This is a genomic window from Saccharothrix coeruleofusca, from assembly GCF_017876325.1.
Taxonomy (GTDB): Bacteria; Actinomycetota; Actinomycetes; order Mycobacteriales; family Pseudonocardiaceae; genus Actinosynnema; species Actinosynnema coeruleofuscum.
This window is the reverse complement of sequence record NZ_JAGINV010000001.1, coordinates 5,873,057-5,892,065: the sequence shown is the minus strand read 5'-3', so window position 1 is coordinate 5,892,065 and position 19,009 is coordinate 5,873,057. Positions and strand designations below refer to the sequence as shown.

The 19,009-nt window shown below is 73.5% G+C and carries 15 protein-coding genes; 10 read left to right on the top strand and 5 right to left on the bottom strand.

Annotated features, from left to right (window positions below):
* Positions 1–45 precede the first annotated feature (45 nt).
* Positions 46–366, top strand: coding sequence for a hypothetical protein (locus JOF41_RS26675; RefSeq protein ID WP_189225691.1), 321 nt, complete (start codon positions 46–48; stop codon positions 364–366).
* Here the strand turns inward: JOF41_RS26675 and JOF41_RS26670 are convergent.
* From JOF41_RS26670 to JOF41_RS26660, 3 genes are all read right to left on the bottom strand, one after another.
* Positions 359–1,981, bottom strand: a complete 1,623-nt coding sequence (locus JOF41_RS26670) for a phospho-sugar mutase (RefSeq protein WP_209622882.1) — start codon at positions 1,979–1,981, stop codon at positions 359–361. The genes JOF41_RS26675 and JOF41_RS26670 overlap by 8 nt on opposite strands.
* A complete protein-coding gene (locus JOF41_RS26665; protein ID WP_209622880.1) occupies positions 1,978–2,790 on the bottom strand; it encodes a purine-nucleoside phosphorylase in 813 nt (270 codons plus the stop codon). The genes JOF41_RS26670 and JOF41_RS26665 overlap by 4 nt, the downstream gene beginning before the upstream one ends.
* A gap of 71 nt (positions 2,791–2,861) precedes the next feature.
* Positions 2,862–4,535, bottom strand: a complete 1,674-nt coding sequence (locus tag JOF41_RS26660) for a serine/threonine-protein kinase (protein ID WP_209622878.1) — start codon at positions 4,533–4,535, stop codon at positions 2,862–2,864.
* Between the two features lie 120 nt (positions 4,536–4,655).
* On the opposite strand from JOF41_RS26660, the gene JOF41_RS26655 reads away from it, so the two are divergent.
* The 6 genes from JOF41_RS26655 (at position 4,656) to JOF41_RS26630 (ending at position 12,656) form a co-directional block, all read left to right on the top strand.
* Positions 4,656–6,461, top strand: coding sequence for a methylmalonyl-CoA mutase family protein (locus JOF41_RS26655; RefSeq protein ID WP_244989703.1), 1,806 nt, complete (start codon positions 4,656–4,658; stop codon positions 6,459–6,461).
* Complete coding sequence (gene scpA, locus JOF41_RS26650; RefSeq protein WP_189225687.1) at positions 6,458–8,674, top strand: methylmalonyl-CoA mutase; 2,217 nt, start codon at positions 6,458–6,460, stop codon at positions 8,672–8,674. Before JOF41_RS26655 ends, scpA begins: the two co-directional genes overlap by 4 nt.
* Entirely contained in the window at positions 8,667–9,677 is a 1,011-nt protein-coding gene (meaB, locus tag JOF41_RS26645) for a methylmalonyl Co-A mutase-associated GTPase MeaB (RefSeq protein ID WP_189225686.1), read from the top strand. The genes scpA and meaB overlap by 8 nt, the downstream gene beginning before the upstream one ends.
* A 40-nt stretch (positions 9,678–9,717) precedes the next feature.
* Positions 9,718–10,017 (top strand): hypothetical protein, encoded by a 300-nt coding sequence (locus JOF41_RS26640; RefSeq protein WP_189225685.1) that lies wholly within the window; start codon positions 9,718–9,720, stop codon positions 10,015–10,017.
* Positions 10,018–10,212: 195 nt separating this feature from the next.
* Positions 10,213–11,388: a M20 family metallopeptidase gene (locus tag JOF41_RS26635; RefSeq protein WP_209622876.1), complete on the top strand. Its 1,176-nt coding sequence runs from the start codon at positions 10,213–10,215 to the stop codon at positions 11,386–11,388.
* The gene (locus JOF41_RS26630; RefSeq protein WP_189225683.1) at positions 11,385–12,656 is read left to right on the top strand and encodes a M20 family metallopeptidase; all 1,272 of its coding nucleotides are present in this window, start codon (positions 11,385–11,387) and stop codon (positions 12,654–12,656) included. The genes JOF41_RS26635 and JOF41_RS26630 overlap by 4 nt, the downstream gene beginning before the upstream one ends.
* A 124-nt stretch (positions 12,657–12,780) precedes the next feature.
* Here the strand turns inward: JOF41_RS26630 and JOF41_RS26625 are convergent, their stop codons facing one another.
* Positions 12,781–14,520 carry a glycerol-3-phosphate dehydrogenase/oxidase gene (locus JOF41_RS26625; protein ID WP_189225682.1) on the bottom strand — a complete coding sequence of 580 codons (1,740 nt, stop codon included), beginning with the start codon at positions 14,518–14,520 and terminating at the stop codon, positions 12,781–12,783.
* A gap of 185 nt (positions 14,521–14,705) precedes the next feature.
* On the opposite strand from JOF41_RS26625, the gene JOF41_RS26620 reads away from it, so the two are divergent.
* Both JOF41_RS26620 and glpK read left to right on the top strand, forming a co-directional pair.
* A complete protein-coding gene (locus JOF41_RS26620) occupies positions 14,706–15,446 on the top strand; it encodes an MIP/aquaporin family protein (RefSeq protein WP_209622874.1) in 741 nt (246 codons plus the stop codon).
* 16 nt (positions 15,447–15,462) lie between these two features.
* Positions 15,463–16,977 carry a glycerol kinase GlpK gene (gene glpK, locus JOF41_RS26615; protein WP_209622872.1) on the top strand — a complete coding sequence of 505 codons (1,515 nt, stop codon included), beginning with the start codon at positions 15,463–15,465 and terminating at the stop codon, positions 16,975–16,977.
* A 60-nt stretch (positions 16,978–17,037) separates the two neighbouring features.
* On the opposite strand, the gene JOF41_RS26610 is transcribed toward glpK, so the two are convergent.
* Positions 17,038–18,441 carry an NAD(P)H-quinone dehydrogenase gene (locus JOF41_RS26610; RefSeq protein WP_189225679.1) on the bottom strand — a complete coding sequence of 468 codons (1,404 nt, stop codon included), beginning with the start codon at positions 18,439–18,441 and terminating at the stop codon, positions 17,038–17,040.
* 115 nt (positions 18,442–18,556) lie between these two features.
* On the opposite strand from JOF41_RS26610, the gene JOF41_RS26605 reads away from it, so the two are divergent.
* A complete protein-coding gene (locus JOF41_RS26605) occupies positions 18,557–19,006 on the top strand; it encodes a gamma-glutamylcyclotransferase family protein (RefSeq protein ID WP_189225678.1) in 450 nt (149 codons plus the stop codon).
* The last annotated feature ends 3 nt before the right edge of the window (positions 19,007–19,009 follow it).

The following is a 19,009-nucleotide window of genomic DNA, read 5'->3' as shown; positions in this document are numbered from 1 at the left end:
CCAGTGTGGCCCCCGCGCGTCTTCAGGAGTGACCAGGAGGGAGTCATGGACACTCGCAGCATTGCCACCGTCCAGCGCAACCGGCGGATGATCTGGGGAGGTGGCGTCGGCATCAGCCTCGGCCTCATCGGCCTGCCGCTGGTGCTCATCGGCGTGTGGCCGGGCGTGGACCACAGCCCGTGGGACGCCAACACGATGATCCTGGCCACCGGCGTGGCCCTGTGCGCGGCGAGCTACATCTCCGGCCGCATCGCGGTGGTCGCCGCGACCAACGGCCGGGTGAGCCCGCCGACCAGGCGGCCGTACCTGGTGGCGGGCATCTCGCTGGCGATCGCCGTGCTCAGCCTGCTGCTCGTGCTCAGCTGAGCAGGTCGACCACCCGCGCGCGCAGCGCGGCCAGCCGCTCGACGCCGCGGGCGCGGGCCGGGGCGAGGTCGTCGGCGGAGGCCACGGGTTCCACGACCTCCAGGTACGCCTTCAACTTCGGCTCGGTCCCGGACGGGCGCACCACCACGCGCACGCCTTCGGCGGTCAGCCGCACCACGTCGGCCTCGGGGAGCAGGTCTTCGAACGCGAAGCCCTCCGGCGGCGACTGGCGCAGCCGCGCCATCAGCGCGCCGATCCGGCTCAGGTCGGTGAACCGCAGCGAGACCTGGTCGGTCAGGTGCAGGCCGTGCTCGACGGCGAGCTGGTCCAGCGCGTCGAGCAGGTTTCGCCCGGACGCCTTGAGCGTGGCGGCCAGGTCGCACGCGGCGACGGCGGCGGAGATGCCGTCCTTGTCGTTGACGTGCTCGGGGTCGACGCAGTGCCCGAGCGCCTCCTCGTAGGCGTAGACCAGGCCCTCGCCCGCGCGGACCAGCCACTTGAAGCCGGTCAGCGTCTCGGCGTACCGCGCGCCGCGCGCCCGCGCGATCGACCGCAGCAGCGATGACGACACGATCGTGGTGGCCACCAGCGGGTCGGGTGACTCCGTGGTGGACAGCACGAGCGATCCGAGCAGCACGCCGGTCTCGTCGCCGCGCAGCATCCGCCACGACCCGTCGCGCTCCTTGACGCCCAGGGCGCACCGGTCGGCGTCCGGGTCCAGCGCGATGGCCAGGTCGGCGTCGACCTCGGCGGCCAGCGCCAGCAGCCGGTCGGCGGCGCCGGGTTCCTCGGGGTTGGGGAACGCCACGGTCGGGAAGTCCGGGTCCGGCGCGGCCTGCTCGCGCACCACCCGCACGTCGGTGAAGCCCGCGCGGCGCAGCGCCTCCACGGCCGTCTGCCCGCCGACGCCGTGCATCGGGGTCAGCGCCACGCGCAGGTCGCGGGCGGTGCCGCGGGGCAGCGACGCGACCCGCCGCAGGTACTCGTCGACGTCCTCCTCGCTGACCTGCTGGTAGTCCTCGGAGGTCGGCACGGACACGGCCGGGGGCACGCGCGTGATCGCGGCTTCGATCTGGCGGTCCTCCGGCGGCACGATCTGCGCGCCGCCGCGCAGGTAGAGCTTGTAGCCGTTGTCGGCGGGCGGGTTGTGCGAGGCGGTGATCTGCACACCCGCCACCGCGTCGTGCGCGCGCACCAGGAACGCCAGGATCGGCGTCGGCAGGGGGCGGGGCAGCAGCTTCACGGTGAACCCGGCCGCCGCGAGCACCCCGGCGGCGGCGCGGGCGAAGTCCTCCGACCCGTGCCGCGCGTCCCGGCCGACGAAGACCAGGCCGCCCGCGTCGCCCCGGTCGGCCAGCCACGAGGCGAGGCCGGCGGTGGTGCGCACGACCACCGCGCGGTTCATCCCGTTGGGCCCGGCGCGCACCGGCCCGCGCAGCCCGGCCGTGCCGAAGGTCAGCGGCCCGGCCATCCGGTCGGCCAGCTCGGCCAGCGCCTCCGGGACGCCGCCCATCGCGGAGGCCAGCACCCGCTGCAGCTCGTCGCGGGTGGCGGTGTCCGGGTCGTCGGCGATCCAGCGGAACGCGGCGTCGCGCAGGGCGGGGGTCAGGCTCATGCGCGGGTCACCAGCTCCCGCAGCAGCGCGCCCATGCGGCTGGCCGCGGCCTGGCCCGCCTCCAGCACCTCCTGGTGGTTGAGCGGTTCGCCGGTGATGCCCGCCGCCAGGTTGGTGACCAGGGACAGGCCGAAGACCTCGACGCCCTCGGCGCGGGCGGCGATGGCCTCGTGCACGGTGGACATGCCGACCAGGTCCGCGCCCAGGGTGCGCAGCATCCGGATCTCGGCGGGCGTCTCGAAGTGCGGGCCGGGCAGGCCCGCGTAGACGCCTTCCTCCAGGCTCGGGTCGATCTGCTGGGCGAGCTGCCGCAGGCGCGGCGAGTACAGGTCGGTCAGGTCCACGAACCGCGCGCCGACCAGCGGCGAGGCGGCGGTGAGGTTGAGGTGGTCGCTGATCAGCACCGGCTGGCCCACCGCCATGCCCTGGCGCAGCCCGCCCGCGGCGTTGGTGAGCACCACGGTCCGCGCGCCCGCCGCGGCGGCGGTGCGCACGCCGTGCACCACCTTGGCCACGCCCTTGCCCTCGTAGCCGTGGGTGCGGCCGAGCATGACCAGCACGTGCTTGTCGCCGACGGGCACGGAGCGGACGGTGCCGCCGTGGCCGACCGCGGTGGGCGGCTCGAAGCCGGGCAGGTCGCCCATGGCCACCTCGGCGCTGGGCTCGCCGATCAGGTCGGCGGCGGGCCGCCACCCGGACCCCAGGACCACGGCGATGTCGTGCCGGTCGACGCCGGTGCGCTCGGCGAGGGCCTTGGCGGCTTCGGTGGCGAGGGCTTCGGGGGTGCTGTTCTCACTGATGGCGGTCACGGCGGGGAGCCTAACCCGCAGCTCGGGGAGGGGCCGCCCGCAGCTCGGGAAGGCGGCCGCCCGCAGCGAGGTCAGCCCGCGACCGAGAAGGTCCGGGCGATGGCGTTGAACAGCTTGTTCCGCCCCGTCTCCTCCTGCTCGGTGGGGAAGACCACCTCCACCACCCACAGGTCGTCGCCGCGCGGCAGCACCCGCGAGTACCGGGAGCGCCGCAGGTCGGTGTCGCCGTCCTCGGGGGAGCTGGCCCGCTCGGCGGTCCGGTAGCTGAACTGCACGGCGGGTTCCGGCCCGCCGGGGATCAGCGGGTCGGTGGGTTCCAGCGCTTCGGCGAAGTACTGCCCGCGCGCCCACCGCGAGCGCACCACCTCGACGTAGTCCTCGATGGTGAACCGGGGGTAGAAGGCGGGGAACCGCTGCACCGCCACCTCGTACCCGCCGGTGGGGTCGACCAGGTGCACCACGGTGCTCGGGGGCAGCCCCTGGTTGGCGCGCTGCTCCAGGAAGTTCGTCCAGTCCGCGCCGACCTCGATGGTGAACTCCGCGCCCTGCTCGCCGTTCTTGGTGGTCGCGGACAGGGTGGTGGGGCGCAGCGAGGACTCGGTGATGGCGGGCCGGGGCACCGTGCCCTCGGCGGGCGGCGGCGGCAGCAGCGGCGCTCCGGCGGCGGTCCTGGTCAGCGCGAAGCCCGCGCCGCCACCGGCGGCGAACAGCAGCAGCGCCAGCGCGGTCAGCAGCGCGGTCGCCAGCGGCCCCCGGCGGCGCGGGGGCGTCGACCGGGTGGGGGTGGGGGACAGCGCGAACGGCAGCGGGCCGGGGTCGTCGGCCAGCGGGGTGTCGCCAGGGATCACCGGCTTGGGCGTGACCAGCGGCGGCCGGACGACCTCGACCACCGGGCGGGTCTCGTCCTCCCGGTCGACGGGGAACGCGCCCAGCTCCGGCAGCAGCGGGCGGACCAGCCTGCGCACCTCGGCCAGCGGCATCCGCTCGGCGGGGTCCTTGGTCATCAGCCCGGCCACCACGGGGGCCAGCTCGCCGGCGGCCTCGGCGGGCGGCACGTCGCCGTGCACGACCTGGTTGATCGTCTGGAGCAGGTTGGCCCCCTCGTAGGGGTCCTGGCCGGTCATCGCGGCGAACAGGGTCGCGCCCAGGCTCCACAGGTCGGCGGCGGGGGAGACGTCGTCGCCGGCGGCCACCTCGGGGGCGATGAACGCGGGCGTGCCCAGCGCGATGCCGCGGCTGGTCAGCGTCGCCTCGGCGCCGTTGCGGGCGATGCCGAAATCGGTCAGCTTCACCCGTCCGTCGTCAGCGATCAGCACGTTGCCGGGCTTGACATCACGGTGCGTGATGCCTGCCCGGTGGGCCGCCTCCAGCCCGGCGGCCACCGCGTCGGCCACCGCGGCGCCCTGCTGGGTGGTCAGCGGGCCGTGGCGGCGGATCACCTCGGCGAGGCTGGCCGAGGGCACCAGCTCCATCACCACGTACGGCTCGCCGTCCAGCTGCACCACGTCGTAGAGGGTGACCAGGTTGGGGTGGGCGAGCTGGGCGGCCGAGCGCGCCTCGCGCAGCGTCCGCTCCCGCAGCAGGTCCGCCTCGTGGTCGGGCATCCCAGGGGGGCGCAGCACCTCCTTGACCGCGATGTCGCGGCGCAGCACTTCGTCGTGCGCCGCCCAAACGGTCCCCATCGAACCGCGACCCAACACGTGCCGTAGCCGGTAGCGGCCCGCGATCAGGCGCTCTGTCTCCACGGCGGCATTCTTCCCGAAGGCCACCCGTCGGTGATCGGTAACGTGGAGCCCGCAACTGCATCGTTAACGGCGGGCAAACTCACATAGCCGCCGTACTACTACTGGGTAACACTGCTGAGCATGATGGAGCCGTCAGGCGAGCTGGCGCTAGCGGCGGAGTTCCCCACGCCGGACCGGGAGCAGTGGCTCGACCTGGTCCACGGCGTGCTCCGCAAGTCCGGCGCGGACTTCGAGTCCCTGGTCACCACCACCTACGACGGCATCCGCGTGCGGCCGCTCTACACCGCCGAGGACACCGCCCCGCCCAGCGGCTTCCCCGGTCTGGCGCCGTTCGTGCGCGGCTCCCGCCCGCAGGGCACGGCGGGCGGCTGGGACGTCCGGCAGCGGCACGCGGTCGCCGACCGCGAGGCGGTCGCGGCCGACCTGGACAACGGCGTCACCTCGCTGTGGCTGGAGATCGGCCAGGACCGCGTCCCGGTCGACCGGCTGGAGGACCTGCTCGCCGAGGTCTACCTCGACCTGGCCCCGGTGGTGGTGGACGCGGGCGCGGAGTTCGCCGCCGCCGGTCGCGAGATGCTGCGCGTGTGGCGGCAGCGCTCGGTGCCCGCGGGCGAGGTCCGGGGCAACCTCGGCGCGGACCCGCTGTCGGTGCTGGCCCGCACGAACCAGGACGCCGACCTGGCCGCGCTGGTGGACCTGGTCGACCGCGCCCGCGAGTTCCCCGAGCTGAAGGCGGTCGTCGTGGACGGCCTGCCCTACCACGAGGCGGGCGGCTCCGACGCGCAGGAGCTGGGCGCCTCGCTGGCCGCCGGGGTGGCCTACCTGCGGGTGCTCACCGAGGCGGGGGTGCCCGCCGCGCGGGCCGCGCGGCTGCTGGAGTTCCGCCTGGCCGCCACCGCCGACCAGTTCCTGACCACCGCCAAGTTCCGCGCGGCGCGGCGGCTGTGGGCCCGCGTCACCGAGGTCTGCGGCGCGCCCGCCCCGCAGGCGCAGCACGCGGTCACCTCGCCCGCGATGATGACCCGCCGCGACCCGTGGGTGAACATGCTGCGCACCACGCTGGCCTGCTTCGGCGCGGGCACCGGCGGCGCGGACGCGGTGACCGTGCTGCCCTTCGACGACGCGATCGGCCTGCCCGACGACTTCTCCCGGCGCATCGCCCGCAACACCCAGTCGGTGCTGCTGGAGGAGGCGCGGCTGGCCGGCGTGATCGACCCGGCGGGCGGCTCCTGGTACGTGGAGAAGCTGACCGACGAGCTGGCGCGCGCCTCGTGGGCGTGGTTCCAGGAGATCGAGGCGGCGGGCGGGCTGCTCGCGGCGCTGCGCTCCGGTCTGGTCGCCGACCGGCTGGCCGCCACCTGGCAGCGGCGCAGCGCCAACCTGGCCGACCGGACCGACCCGATCACCGGGGTCAGCGAGTTCCCGGACCCGGCCGAGCGGCCGGTGGTCCGCGCGCCCGCCCCCGAGCGGCCCGGCGGCGGCCTGCCGCGCGTGCGCTACGCCCAGGCGTACGAGGCGCTGCGCGACCGCGCGGACGCCGCCCCCGAGCGCCCCAAGGTCTTCCTGGCCACGCTCGGCCCGGTCGCCAGGCACACCGCGCGGGCCTCGTTCGCGGCCAACCTGTTCCAGGCGGGCGGCATCGAGACGCCGCAGGCCGGGGCGACCGCGACGGTCGAGGACGTGGTGGCGCGGTTCCGGGAGAGCGGGGCGCGGATCGCCTGCCTGTGCGGCAGCGAGTCCAGCTACGCCGAGCTCGCCGCGCCGGTCGCCGCCGCGCTGCGCGAGGCCGGAGCGCAGCGCGTCCTGCTGGCGGGCCAGGACTCCGGCGCCGGATCGGCCGCCGACGTCGACGAGTACGTGTTCACCGGCTGCCCGGCGCTGCGCGTGCTGGAGCACACCTTCGAGTTCCTCGGAGTTCCGCGATGATCCCCAACTTCGCCGAGATCGAGCTCGGGGAGCCGACCGAGACCAGCGCCGACCGGTGGCAGGAGGCACTGCAGGAGGCCACCGGCAAGGGCGCGGACGCGCTGGCGTGGGAGACCCCCGAGGGCATCGGGGTCAAGCCCCTCTACACCGGGGCCGACCTGGCGGGCCTGGACTTCCTGGGCACCTACCCCGGCATCGCGCCGTTCCTGCGCGGCCCGTACCCGACGATGTACGTCAACCAGCCGTGGACCATCCGGCAGTACGCGGGCTTCTCCACCGCCGAGGAGTCCAACGCCTTCTACCGGCGCAACCTGGCCGCCGGGCAGAAGGGCCTGTCGGTCGCGTTCGACCTGGCCACCCACCGGGGCTACGACTCCGACCACCCGAGGGTGGCGGGCGACGTGGGCATGGCGGGCGTGGCCATCGACTCGATCTACGACATGCGCCAGCTGTTCGACGGCATCCCGCTGGACCGGATGAGCGTGTCGATGACCATGAACGGCGCGGTGCTGCCGATCCTGGCGCTGTACGTGGTGGCGGCCGAGGAGCAGGGGGTGGCCCCGGAGCAGCTGGCCGGGACCATCCAGAACGACATCCTCAAGGAGTTCATGGTCCGCAACACCTACATCTACCCGCCGCAGCCGTCGATGCGGATCATCTCCGACATCTTCGCCTACACCTCGCGGGAGATGCCGAAGTTCAACTCCATCTCCATCTCCGGCTACCACATGCAGGAGGCGGGCGCGACCGCCGACCTGGAGCTGGCCTACACGCTGGCCGACGGCGTGGAGTACCTGCGGGCCGGGCGCGACGCGGGCCTGGACGTGGACGCCTTCGCGCCGAGGCTGTCGTTCTTCTGGGCCGTGGGCATGAACTTCTTCACCGAGGTCGCCAAGCTGCGCGCGGCCCGGCTGCTGTGGGCCAAGCTGGTCAAGGGCTTCGGCCCGCGCAACCCCAAGTCGCTGTCGCTGCGCACGCACAGCCAGACCTCCGGCTGGTCGCTGACCGCGCAGGACGTGTTCAACAACGTCACGCGCACCTGCGTGGAGGCGATGGCGGCCACGCAGGGGCACACGCAGTCGTTGCACACCAACGCCTTGGACGAGGCGCTGGCGCTGCCCACGGACTTCTCCGCGCGCATCGCGCGCAACACGCAGCTGCTGCTCCAGCAGGAGTCCGGCACCACGCGGGTGATCGACCCGTGGGGCGGCAGCGCGTTCGTGGAGCGGCTGACCCACGACCTGGCGCGCCGGGCGTGGGCGCACATCACCGAGGTCGAGGCCGCGGGCGGGATGGCCAAGGCGATCGACGCGGGCATCCCCAAGCTGCGCATCGAGGAGGCCGCCGCGCGCACGCAGGCGCGCATCGACTCCGGCCGCCAGCCGGTGATCGGCGTGAACAAGTACCGGGTCGAGATCGACGAGCGGATCGAGGTGCTCAAGGTCGACAACGCCGGGGTGCGCGCGCAGCAGCTGGCGAAGCTGGCCCGGCTGCGCGCGGAGCGCGACCAGTCCGCTGTGGACGCCGCGCTGACCGCGCTGACCAACGCGGCCGGTGGTGACGGGAACCTGCTGGAGCTGGCGATCGACGCGGCCCGCGCCAAGGCCACCGTCGGGGAGATCTCCGAAGCGCTGGGCCGGGTCTGGGGCAGGCACTCGGCGCAGATCCGCACCATCACCGGCGTCTACCGGCAGGAGGCGGGGGCCGTGCCCGACGTGGAGGCGACGCGCGCCGCGGTCGAGGAGTTCGCCGCGCTGGAGGGCCGCCGCCCGCGCATCCTGGTCGCCAAGATGGGCCAGGACGGCCACGACCGGGGCCAGAAGGTGATCGCCACCGCCTTCGCCGACCTCGGCTTCGACGTCGACGTCGGCCCGCTGTTCCAGACCCCGGACGAGGTGGCCCGCCAGGCCGTCGAGGCCGACGTGCACGTGGTCGGGGTGTCCTCGCTGGCCGCCGGGCACCTGACCCTGGTGCCCGCGCTGCGCTCGGCGCTGGCCGGGCTGGGCCGCGAGGACATCATGATCGTGGTCGGCGGGGTGATCCCGCCGCAGGACTTCGACGCGCTGCGCGAGGCGGGCGCGGCGGCGATCTTCCCGCCCGGCACGGTCATCGCCGACGCCGCGGGCGCGCTGCTGCGCGAGCTCGCCGAACAGCTGGGGCACGGGCAGCTGGGGCACGGGCAGTCGGGGCAGGGGCAGCTCGGGCATGCCTAGGCCGGTGGTCGACGTCGGCGCGTACGCCGAGGGCGTGCTCGCGGGCGACCGGGGCACGCTGGCGCGCGCCATCACGCTGGTCGAGTCGACCCGCGCGGACCACCGGGCGCTGGCCCAGGAGCTGCTGCTGCGGCTGCTGCCGCACACCGGAGGCGCGCACCGGCTGGGCATCACCGGCGTGCCCGGCGTGGGCAAGTCGACGTTCATCGACGGGTTCGGCTCGATGCTGACCGGGCGCGGCCACCGCGTCGCGGTGCTGGCGGTGGACCCGTCGTCCACCCGCACCGGCGGCAGCATCCTGGGCGACAAGACCAGGATGGCGCGGCTGGCGGTGGACCCGGCCGCGTTCATCCGGCCGTCGCCGACCTCGGGCACGCTCGGCGGCGTGGCCAGGGCCACCCGCGAGACGATCCTGCTGGTCGAGGCCGCGGGCTACGACGTGGTGCTGGTGGAGACCGTCGGCGTCGGCCAGTCCGAGGTCGCGGTGGCCAACATGACCGACTGCTCGCTGCTGCTGACCCTGGCCCGCACCGGCGACCAGCTCCAGGGCATCAAGAAGGGCGTGCTGGAGCTGGCCGACGTGATCGCGGTGAACAAGGCCGACGGCCCGTTCGAGGCCGACGCCCGCAAGGCCGCGCGCGAGCTGGCGGGCGCGCTGCGGCTGCTGCGCGCGCCCGGCGCGTCGTGGACGCCGCCGGTGCTCACCTGCAGCGGGCTGACCGGCGCGGGCCTGGACCAGGTGTGGGAGCGGGTGCTGGCGCACCGCGAGACCCTGGAGCGGGCGGGCGAGCTGGCTGAGCGGCGGCGCGGGCAGCAGGTCGAGTGGACCTGGGCGATGGTCGACGAGCGGGTGCTGGCGCGGGTGCGGGAGGCGGTCGAGGACCTGGCCCCGGAGCTGGAGCGGCAGGTGCGCGACGGCGAGCTGACCGCCACGCTGGCCGCCGAGCGCATTCTGGCGGCGTTCGCGGCCGGAAAGCGTGAAGCTGTTTCAGACGACAGTTGACGGTGGTATCCCAGCGTGGCGATGACTACGCTAGGCGACCATGTGGCGATCTCTGCTCGCGGTGTGCCTGCTCGCCCTGGCAGGCGCTTTCAGCGTGACCGGGGCGGCGAGCGCGACCGCTCCGCAGGGCGACCACGTGGTCGTCGCCGCGCAGCCGACGGAGACGCCGACCCCGACGGGGACCGGTCCGGAGCTCGACCCGCCGCAGCAGGACAACGCCGAGGCCGAGCCGAGCGCCCGGCAGAAGATGTGGCTGGGCGGCACCGCGCTGGTGCTGTTCGCCCTGGTCTTCTGGCGCAACAAGCGCAAGTGGGCCAAGTGGCGGGCGGGCAAGGGCTGAATTCCCCTAGAACGGGTGTATCCCAGCTTCTGGGAGCACCTCATCGTTATATGGTCCCAGTGTAGGGACGTCTGCGCAGACTTGATCGGTCTGGCCGAAGTTCGCACACCGCTTGTCGTTCCCGTGCGACCGGCCGCCGGTTGACCCGCGTCAGGTGCGTCCTGCCCGCGGGCGGTGATGCAGGATGGAACGCAAATGAGTACCGACTTCAAGATGAGCACGCGCTCGACCGTCGAGCGGTACTCGACCGCGCTGGTGGACCTGTCCCGCAGCATCCACGCGGAGCCCGAGCTGGCGTTCGCGGAGCACCGCAGCGCGGCGAAGGTGTCCGGCCTGCTGGAGGCCGAGGGCTTCGAGGTCGAGCGCGGCGTCGCGGGCCTGGACACCGCGTTCACCGCCACCTACGGCTCCGGCGAGCTGGTGCTGGGCCTGTGCGCCGAGTACGACGCGCTGCCCGAGGTCGGGCACGCCTGCGGGCACAACGTCATCGCCGCGGCCGCCACCGGGGCCGCGCTGGCGCTGCGCGAGGTGGCCGACGCGCTCGGCATCACCGTCCGGGTGATCGGCACCCCCGCCGAGGAGGTCGGCGGCGGCAAGGTGCTGCTGCTGGAGCGCGGCGTGTTCGACGGCGTCGCGCTGTCGATGATGGTGCACCCCGCCCCGTACGAGGCCATCGCGGCGCGCTCGCTGGCGCTGGCCGACCTGGAGGTCCGCTACACCGGCAAGCCGTCGCACGCCGCCGCGGCCCCGCACCGCGGGGTCAACGCGGGCGACGCGCTCACCGTGGCCCAGGTCGCCATCGGCCTGGCCCGCCAGCACCTGGAGCCCGGCCAGATGGTCAGCGGCATCGTGACCAAGGGCGGCGCGGCGCCGAACATCATCCCGGCCAGCACCTCCGCCGTGTTCGACCTGCGCGCCGACGACCTGGACTCGCTGCGCAGGCTGGAGCAGCGGATCGACGACTGCTTCCACGCCGGGGCGCTGGCCACCGGCTGCTCCTACGAGGTCGTCCGGGTGTCGCCCCCCTACGCGGAGCTGACCCCCGACCAGTGGCTGGCGGAGGCCTACCGGCGTGCCGCGGTCGAGCTGGGCCGACGACCGCTGAGCCCCGAGGAGGAGCTCCGCGAGAAGATCGGCAGCACCGACATGGGCAACATCACCCGTGCGCTGCCCGCCATCCACCCGACCATCGCCATCGACTGCGGAGACGCGGTGAACCACCAACACGAGTTCGCGACAGCCTGTGCGTCGGCCTCGGCCGACCGAGCGGTGCTCGACGGAGCGCTCGCCCTCGCCTGGACGACCATCGCCGCGGCGACGGACGACCGGCAGCGCGAGCGGCTCCTGGGCGCAGTGGCAGGTGCGTCGTGACGGTCCTCGACTCGCGTCCCGAGCTGCCGAGTGAGGAGGACCCCGAGGTGCTGTTGTCCGAGCGGGGGGTGAGCATTGCCCCTGTGCGCGATCTCGGGGAGGGGCGGGGCCCGTCGTGGCTCGACGACTGGCTGGCGGCCAACGCCACCGAGGTCGTGGCCTGGCGGCGGCACATCCACGCCCACCCCGAGCTGTCCCGCAAGGAGCACCGCACCACCGAGCTGATCGAGCAGGTGCTGCGCTCCGCGGGCCTCAAGCCCAGGCTGCTGCCCGGCGGCACCGGGCTGGTCTGCGACGTGGGCAGCGGCCCGCGCTGCGTGGCGCTGCGCGCGGACATCGACGCGCTGCCGCTGACCGAGAGCACCGGCGCGTCGTACGCGTCGACCGTGGAGGGCGTCTCGCACGCCTGCGGGCACGACGCGCACACCACCGTGCTGCTGGGCGCGGCGCTGGCCCTGGCCTCGGCCACCGAGCTGCCCGGCCGGGTCCGGCTGGTGTTCCAGCCCGCCGAGGAGGTCATGCCCGGCGGCGCGCTGGACGTGCTGGCGGCGGGCGGGCTCGACGGCGTGGAGCGGATCTTCGGGCTGCACTGCGACCCCCGGCTGGAGGTCGGGCGGGTGGGCACCAGGATCGGCCCCATCACCTCCGCCTCGGACATGCTGGAGCTGCGGCTGACCTCGCCGGGCGGGCACACCTCCCGGCCGCACCTGACCGCCGACCTGGTGCACGCGCTGGGCACGGTGATCACCGGGCTGCCGTCGCTGCTGTCCAGGCGGGTGGACCCGAGGTCGGGCACGGTGCTGGTGTGGGGCGCGGTGCACGCGGGCGAGGCGCCCAACGCGGTGCCGCAGGACGGCGTGCTGCGCGGCACCCTGCGCACCGGCGACCGGGACATCTGGGCCGAGCTGGAACCGCTGATCAAGGAGCTGACCGCGGCGCTGCTGGCGCCCACCGGGGTCGGGTTCGACCTGCACCACCGGCGCGGCGTGCCCCCGGTGGTCAACGACCGCGAGAGCACCGTGCTGCTGCGGGCGGGCATCGAGGCCGCGCTCGGCGAGGACGCGCTGGCCGGGACCGAGCAGTCCTCCGGCGGCGAGGACTTCGGCTGGTACCTGGAGCACGTGCCCGGCTCGTTCGCCCGGCTGGGCGTGTGGGACGGCGTGGAGCGGCAGCGCGACCTGCACCAGCCCGGTTTCGACCTGGACGAGCGGGCCCTGCTGGTGGGCGTGCGGGTGATGGTCCACGCCGCCCTGGCCGCCCTCGCCTGACGCCTGCAAGTACTACCCGACCCGCCGCGACGGGCCGTTGACTACTACCCGGCCTCATGTCCTCTTGGCACGGGTAGTAGTTATGCGCTCAACGGGGCGCGTCGGGTAGTACTTGCCGACGCGGTCAGGAGACGGGGTCGGTGATGCGGGGGCGGGCCTCGGGGGCGGACGAGCGGACCGCGTCCGCCGACTGGTCGTTCGGCTCGCCCTGCGAGGCGCGCTCGGCCTCCACCCGCGCGGTGTAGACCGACACCTCGTGCTCCACCCTGGCCTCGTCCCAGCCGTGCACCCCGGCCATCAGCCGCGCCACCGGCAGCGCGCACTCCACGCCCCGGTGCGGGTACTCGATGGAGATCCGGGTCCGCCTGGTCAGCACGTCCTCCAGGTGCAGCGCGCCCTCGTGCGAGGCCGCGTAGACGACCTCCGCCTGCAGGTAGTCCGGCGCGGCCGGAACCGGCTTGAGCAGCTCGGGGTTGTCCGTGGACAGCTCCAGCACCTCGTGCACCAGCGAGCCGTAGCGGTCCAGCAGGTGCCGCACCCGGTAGGGGTGCAGCCCGTACGCGCCCGCCAGCTGGTCGGCCTGGTTGACCAGCGCGTGGTAGCCGTCCGCGCCGACCAGCGGCACCTTGTCGGTGATCGACGGCTGGATGCGGCCGGGCACGTCCACCGCCGCGGCGTCCACCGCGTCCGCGCCCATGACCCGGTAGGTGGTGTACTTGCCGCCCGCGATGGCCACCAGCCCCGGCGCCACCCGCGCCACGGCGTGCTCCCGCGACAGCTTCGAGGTCGACTCGCTCTCACCGGCCAGCAGCGGGCGCAGCCCGGCGTAGACGCCCTCGATGTCGTCGTGCGTCAGCGGCGTGGCCAGCACCGAGTTGACGTGGTCGAGGATGTAGTCGATGTCCTTCTCGGTGGCCGCCGGGTGGGCCAGGTCGAGGTTCCAGTCGGTGTCGGTGGTGCCCACGATCCAGTGGTTGCGCCAGGGGATGACGAACAGCACCGACTTCTCGGTGCGCAGGATCAGGCCCGACTCGGAGACGATCCGGTCGCGCGGCACCACGATGTGCACGCCCTTGCTGGCCCGCACCCGGAACCGGCCCCGGCTGCCGGACAGCCGCTGCAGCTCGTCGGTCCACACGCCAGTGGCGTTGATCACGGCGTGCGCCCGCACGTCGGTCTCCCGCCCGTCCTCCACGTCGCGCACGCGCACGCCGGAGACCCGGTCGGCCTCCCGCAGGAAGCCGACGACCTGGGTGGAGGTGCGCACCACCGCGCCGTAGTGGGCAGCCGTGCGGCCCACCATCATGGTGTGGCGGGCGTCGTCGGCCTGGGCGTCGTAGTACCGGATGCCGCCGATGAGCGCGTCCCGCTTGAGCGCGGGCACCATGCGCAGCGCGCCTGCCCTGGTCAGGTGCTTCTGGCCGGGCACCGACCGGGCGCCGCCCATGGTGTCGTAGAGCAGCAGGCCCGCCGCGGTGTACGGGCGCTCCCACACCCGGTGCGCCAGCGGGTACAGGAAGCTGACCGGCTTGACCAGGTGCGGAGCGATCCTGGTGAGCATCAGCTCGCGCTCCCGCAGCGCCTCGCGGACCAGCCCGAACTCCAGCTGCTCCAGGTAGCGCAGGCCGCCGTGGAACAGCTTGCTGGACCGGCTGGACGTGCCGGAGGCCAGGTCGCGGGCCTCCACCAGGGCCACCCGCAGGCCGCGGGTGGCCGCGTCCAGGGCGGCCCCGACCCCGACCACACCACCACCGATGATCACCAGGTCGAACGTGTCCGCGCCGAGCCGCTGCCAGGCCAGTTCCCGCTCGGCGGGGCCGAGGCGACCGGTGGCGGCGGGGTGAGCCGGCTTGCGCGTGACCAAGGGGAACGCCTCCTCGCGTGCCGCGAAAATGTCCGACCAGGACTGACCAGATCACGTTACCCGCTGGTACGCCACTGTAGACAAACGATCAGCGGGCGAACTAGCTTCACGGCACAGTGTGGGGTGGGCAGCGCCGCCGAACCCGTGACGAGCGCCACCACCTGCTTAGGCGAGGAGGTCGGCGAGTGAGCAGTGCCTCGATCTTCGTGTGGGAGACCCTCGGCACGGCGATCCTGATCCTGATGGGCGCGGGCGTCGTGGCCAACGTGGTCCTCAAGGACACGCTGGGCAGCGGCGGCGGCTGGTTGTTGATCAACTTCGGCTGGGGTTTCGCGGTGTTCGCGGGCGCCAGCATCGCCGCCCCCAGCGGCGCGCACCTCAACCCGGCGGTGACCCTGGGCCTGGCCGTCGCGGGCAAGACCGAGTGGGCGCAGGTGCCGGTGTACTTCGCCGCCCAGCTGCTCGGCGCGTTCCTGGGCGCGGTGCTGGCCTGGCTGACCTACAAGCTCCAGTTCGACGCCCACGACGACCCGGCGGGCACCCGCGGCATCTTCTGCACCGCGCCCACCGTGCCCGGTCGCGGCTGGAACGTGCTCACCGAGGTCATCGGCACGTTCGTGCTGGTCGCGTGGGTCCTGCTGAGCCCGGCCGCCAAGGCCGCCGCGGACGGCGTGCCGCAGCTGGGCAACGCCGCGCTGGGCTACGCGGGCGTGGCCTTCGTCGTCATCGGCATCGGCAACTCGCTGGGCGGCCCCACCGGCTACGCCATCAACCCGGCGCGCGACCTCGGCCCGCGCATCGCCTACGCGATCCTGCCCATCAGGGGCAAGGGCAGCGCGGAATGGGGGTACTCGTGGGTCCCGGTGGTCGGCCCGCTCCTCGGCGCCGCCCTCGCCGGCCTGCTCTACCTGGCCCTCCCGGTCTGAAAGGACGTCCCGCACGATGACCAAGTACGTGGCCGCGATCGACCAGGGCACCACGTCGACCCGCTGCATGATCTTCGACCACTCCGGGCGCGTGGTCTCGGTCGATCAGAAGGAGCACGAGCAGATCTTCCCCAAGGCCGGGTGGGTCGAGCACGACGCGACCGAGATCTGGGCCAACACCCGCCAGGTCGCCGCGGGCGCGCTGGCCAAGGCCGACCTGACCGCCGCCGACATCGCCGCGGTCGGCATCACCAACCAGCGCGAGACCGCGCTGGTGTGGGACCGCACCACCGGGCAGCCGATCTACAACGCGATCGTGTGGCAGGACACCCGCACCGACCGCATCTGCCAGGAGCTGGCCGCCCTGGGCGGCGGCCAGGAGCGCTACCGAGCCAAGACCGGCCTGCCGCTGGCCACCTACTTCTCCGGCCCCAAGGTGCGCTGGATCCTCGACAACGTCGAGGGCGCGCGGGAGAAGGCCGAGGCGGGCGAGCTGCTGTTCGGCAACATGGACACCTGGGTGCTGTGGAACATGACCGGCGGGGTGAACGGCGGCCTGCACATCACCGACCCGACCAACGCCTCCCGCACCCTGCTGATGGACCTGGACACGCTGGACTGGGACGCCGACATCGCGGCCGACATGGGCATCCCGCTGTCCATGCTGCCCGAGATCCGCTCCTCCTCCGAGGTCTACGGCAAGGTGCGCGAGCGCGGCGCGCTCGCGGGCGTGCCCATCGCGGGCGACTTGGGCGACCAGCAGGCGGCCACGTTCGGCCAGGCGTGCCTGTCGCCGGGCGAGGCCAAGAACACCTACGGCACCGGCAACTTCCTGCTGCTCAACACCGGCACCGAGAAGGTGATGAGCGACAACGGCCTGCTCACCACGGTCTGCTACAAGATCGGCGACAAGGCCCCGGTGTACGCGCTGGAGGGCTCCATCGCGGTCACCGGCTCGCTGGTGCAGTGGCTGCGCGACAACCTCGGCATGATCAAGGACGCGGCCGAGATCGAGGAGCACGCGCGCACCGTGGAGGACAACGGCGGCGCGTACTTCGTGCCCGCGTTCTCCGGCCTGTTCGCGCCGTACTGGCGCTCCGACGCGCGCGGCGCCATCGTCGGTCTGACCCGGTTCGTCAACAAGGGCCACCTGGCCCGCGCGGTGCTGGAGGCCACGGCGTTCCAGTCCCGCGAGGTCATCGACGCGATGAACGCCGACTCGGGCGTGCCGCTGAAGTCGCTCAAGGTCGACGGCGGCATGGTGATCAACGAGCTGCTGATGCAGTTCCAGGCCGACATCCTGGGCGTGCCGGTGATCCGGCCGGTGGTCAACGAGACCACCGCGCTGGGCGCGGCCTACGCGGCGGGCCTGGCCGTCGGGTTCTGGCAGGGCGAGGACGACATCCGGCAGAACTGGGCCCAGGACAAGCAGTGGGACCCGCGGCTGGACGAGGCGGTGCGCGAGAAGCAGTACCGCAACTGGAAGAAGGCCGTGACCAGGACCTTCGACTGGGTCGAGGACGACGACTGAGCCGAGGACCGGGCCGGGACCGGCGCGGCCACGCCCACCGGCGTGGCCGCGCCGCCCGCGTCAGTCCAGGTCGTCGTGCCGCATCAGCTGGCGGCCCGCCTCGGTGATCGAGCCGGTCAGCGACGGGTAGACGGAGAACGTGGTGGCCAGGTCCTCCACGGTGAGCTGGTTCTGCACCGCCATCGCGATGGACAGGATCAACTCGCTGGCGTTGGGCGCGACCACCACGCCGCCGATCACCACGCCGGTGGCCGGGCGGCAGAACAGCTTCACGAAACCGCGCCGCAGGCCCTCCATCTTGGCCCTCGGGTTGGTGGTCAGCGGCAGCATGATGGTGCGCGCGGGCACCTCGCCGGAGTCGATGGCCTGCTGGCTGATGCCGACGCTGGCGATCTCCGGGTTGGTGAACACGTTCGCCGCGACCGTCTTGAGCTTGATCGGGCTCACGCCCTCGCCCAGCGCGTGCCACATGGCGATGCGGCCCTGCATCGCGGCCACCGACGCCAGCAGCAGCACGCCGGTGCAGTCGCCCGCCGCGTAGACGCCGGAGATGTTGGTCCGCGACACCCGGTCGACCGGGATGTAGCCGCCGCGACCCAGCTCGATGCCGATCTTGTCCAGGCCGATGTCGCTGGTGTTGGGCACGCTGCCCACGGTCATCAGGGCGTGGCTGGCCTCGATCGTGCGGCCGTCCTCCAGGTGGATCAGCACGCCGTCGCCGACGTTCTCCACCCGGTCCGCGCGGGCGTGCTTGACCACCGACGTGCCGCGCTCGGCGAACACGTCCTCCAGCACCACGGCGGCGTCCGCGTCCTCGTGCGGCAGCACCCGGTCCCGGCTGGAGACCATCGTCACCTTCACGCCCAGCTCGGTGTAGGCGGAGGCGAACTCCACACCGGTGACGCCGGAGCCGATCACCGCCAGGTGCTCGGGCAGCTCGGGCAGGTCGTAGATCTGCCGCCAGGTCAGCACGCGCTTGCCGTCGGGCTCCGCGCCGGGCAGCACGCGCGGCGTCGCGCCGGTGGCGATGAGCACCACGTCGGCGGGCAGCACCTCCTTGGTGCCGTCCTCGGCCAGCGCGACCACCTGGTGCTGGGCCAGGCCGCGCGCGTCGTCGCAGAACTTCGCGGTGCCCTTGATGATGCGCACGCCCTCGCGCTGCAGGCGGGCGCGGATGTCGGCGGACTGCGCCAGCGCCAGGCCCTTCACCCGGCCGTGGACCACCGGCAGCGACACCTCGGCGGCCACGCCGTCCATGCGGATGCCCAGCTCACCGGCGTTGCGGAAGGCCGAGCGGCCCCCGGCGGAGGCGATGAAGGTCTTCGAGGGCACGCAGTCGTAGAGCACGCACGCCCCGCCCAGGCCCTCGCGCTCCACCACGGTCACGTCGGCACCGTGCTGGGCCGCCACCAGTGCCGCCTCGTAACCTGCGGGGCCACCGCCCATGATGACGATGCGGGTCACGACACGTCCTCCTCCAGTTCGACAGGCAGGCACAACCGTACGCGGTCGGGTGTCGGGGCGTGTCGTCCGGTCTTCTGGTTCCTCCCGGTGATCGCGGGGTCGCTAGGCTGTCGTCGTGCCGCTCTATGCCGCGTACGGGTCCAACATGGACCCGAACCAGATGATGGAGCGAGCCCCGTACTCCCCGATGGCCGGGACCGGGTGGCTCGCCGGATGGCGTCTGACGTTCGGTGGCGAGGACCTCGGCTGGGAGGGCGCGCTCGCCACCATCGTCGAGGACCCCGACTCGCAGGTGTTCTGCGTGCTCTACGACGTGAGCCCGCGCGACGAGGCCACCCTCGACCGCTGGGAGGGGGCGCTGGGCCTGTACCGGAAGATCCGGCTGCGGGTGCAGACCCTGGAGGGCTCGGTCGTGGCCTGGCTGTACGTCCTGGACGCCTACGAGGGCGGCCTGCCCTCGGCGCGCTACCTCGGCGTGGTCGCCGACGCCGCCGAGGCGGCGGGCGCCCCGGACGACTACGTCGCCGACCTGCGCACCCGCCCCTGCCGAGGCATCGGCTCCTAAACC

Bases quoted from the DNA above. Each gene is read 5' to 3' on its own strand.
- scpA (WP_189225687.1), top strand. From the start codon at position 6,458: ATGATCCCCAACTTCGCCGAGATCGAGCTCGGGGAGCCGACCGAGACC.
- JOF41_RS26635 (WP_209622876.1), top strand. From the start codon at position 10,213: ATGAGTACCGACTTCAAGATGAGCACGCGCTCGACCGTCGAGCGGTAC.
- JOF41_RS26640 (WP_189225685.1), top strand. From the start codon at position 9,718: ATGTGGCGATCTCTGCTCGCGGTGTGCCTGCTCGCCCTGGCAGGCGCT.
- JOF41_RS26675 (WP_189225691.1), top strand. From the start codon at position 46: ATGGACACTCGCAGCATTGCCACCGTCCAGCGCAACCGGCGGATGATC.
- glpK (WP_209622872.1), top strand. From the start codon at position 15,463: ATGACCAAGTACGTGGCCGCGATCGACCAGGGCACCACGTCGACCCGC.
- meaB (WP_189225686.1), top strand. From the start codon at position 8,667: ATGCCTAGGCCGGTGGTCGACGTCGGCGCGTACGCCGAGGGCGTGCTC.
- JOF41_RS26655 (WP_244989703.1), top strand. From the start codon at position 4,656: ATGATGGAGCCGTCAGGCGAGCTGGCGCTAGCGGCGGAGTTCCCCACG.
- JOF41_RS26670 (WP_209622882.1), bottom strand. From the start codon at position 1,981: ATGAGCCTGACCCCCGCCCTGCGCGACGCCGCGTTCCGCTGGATCGCC.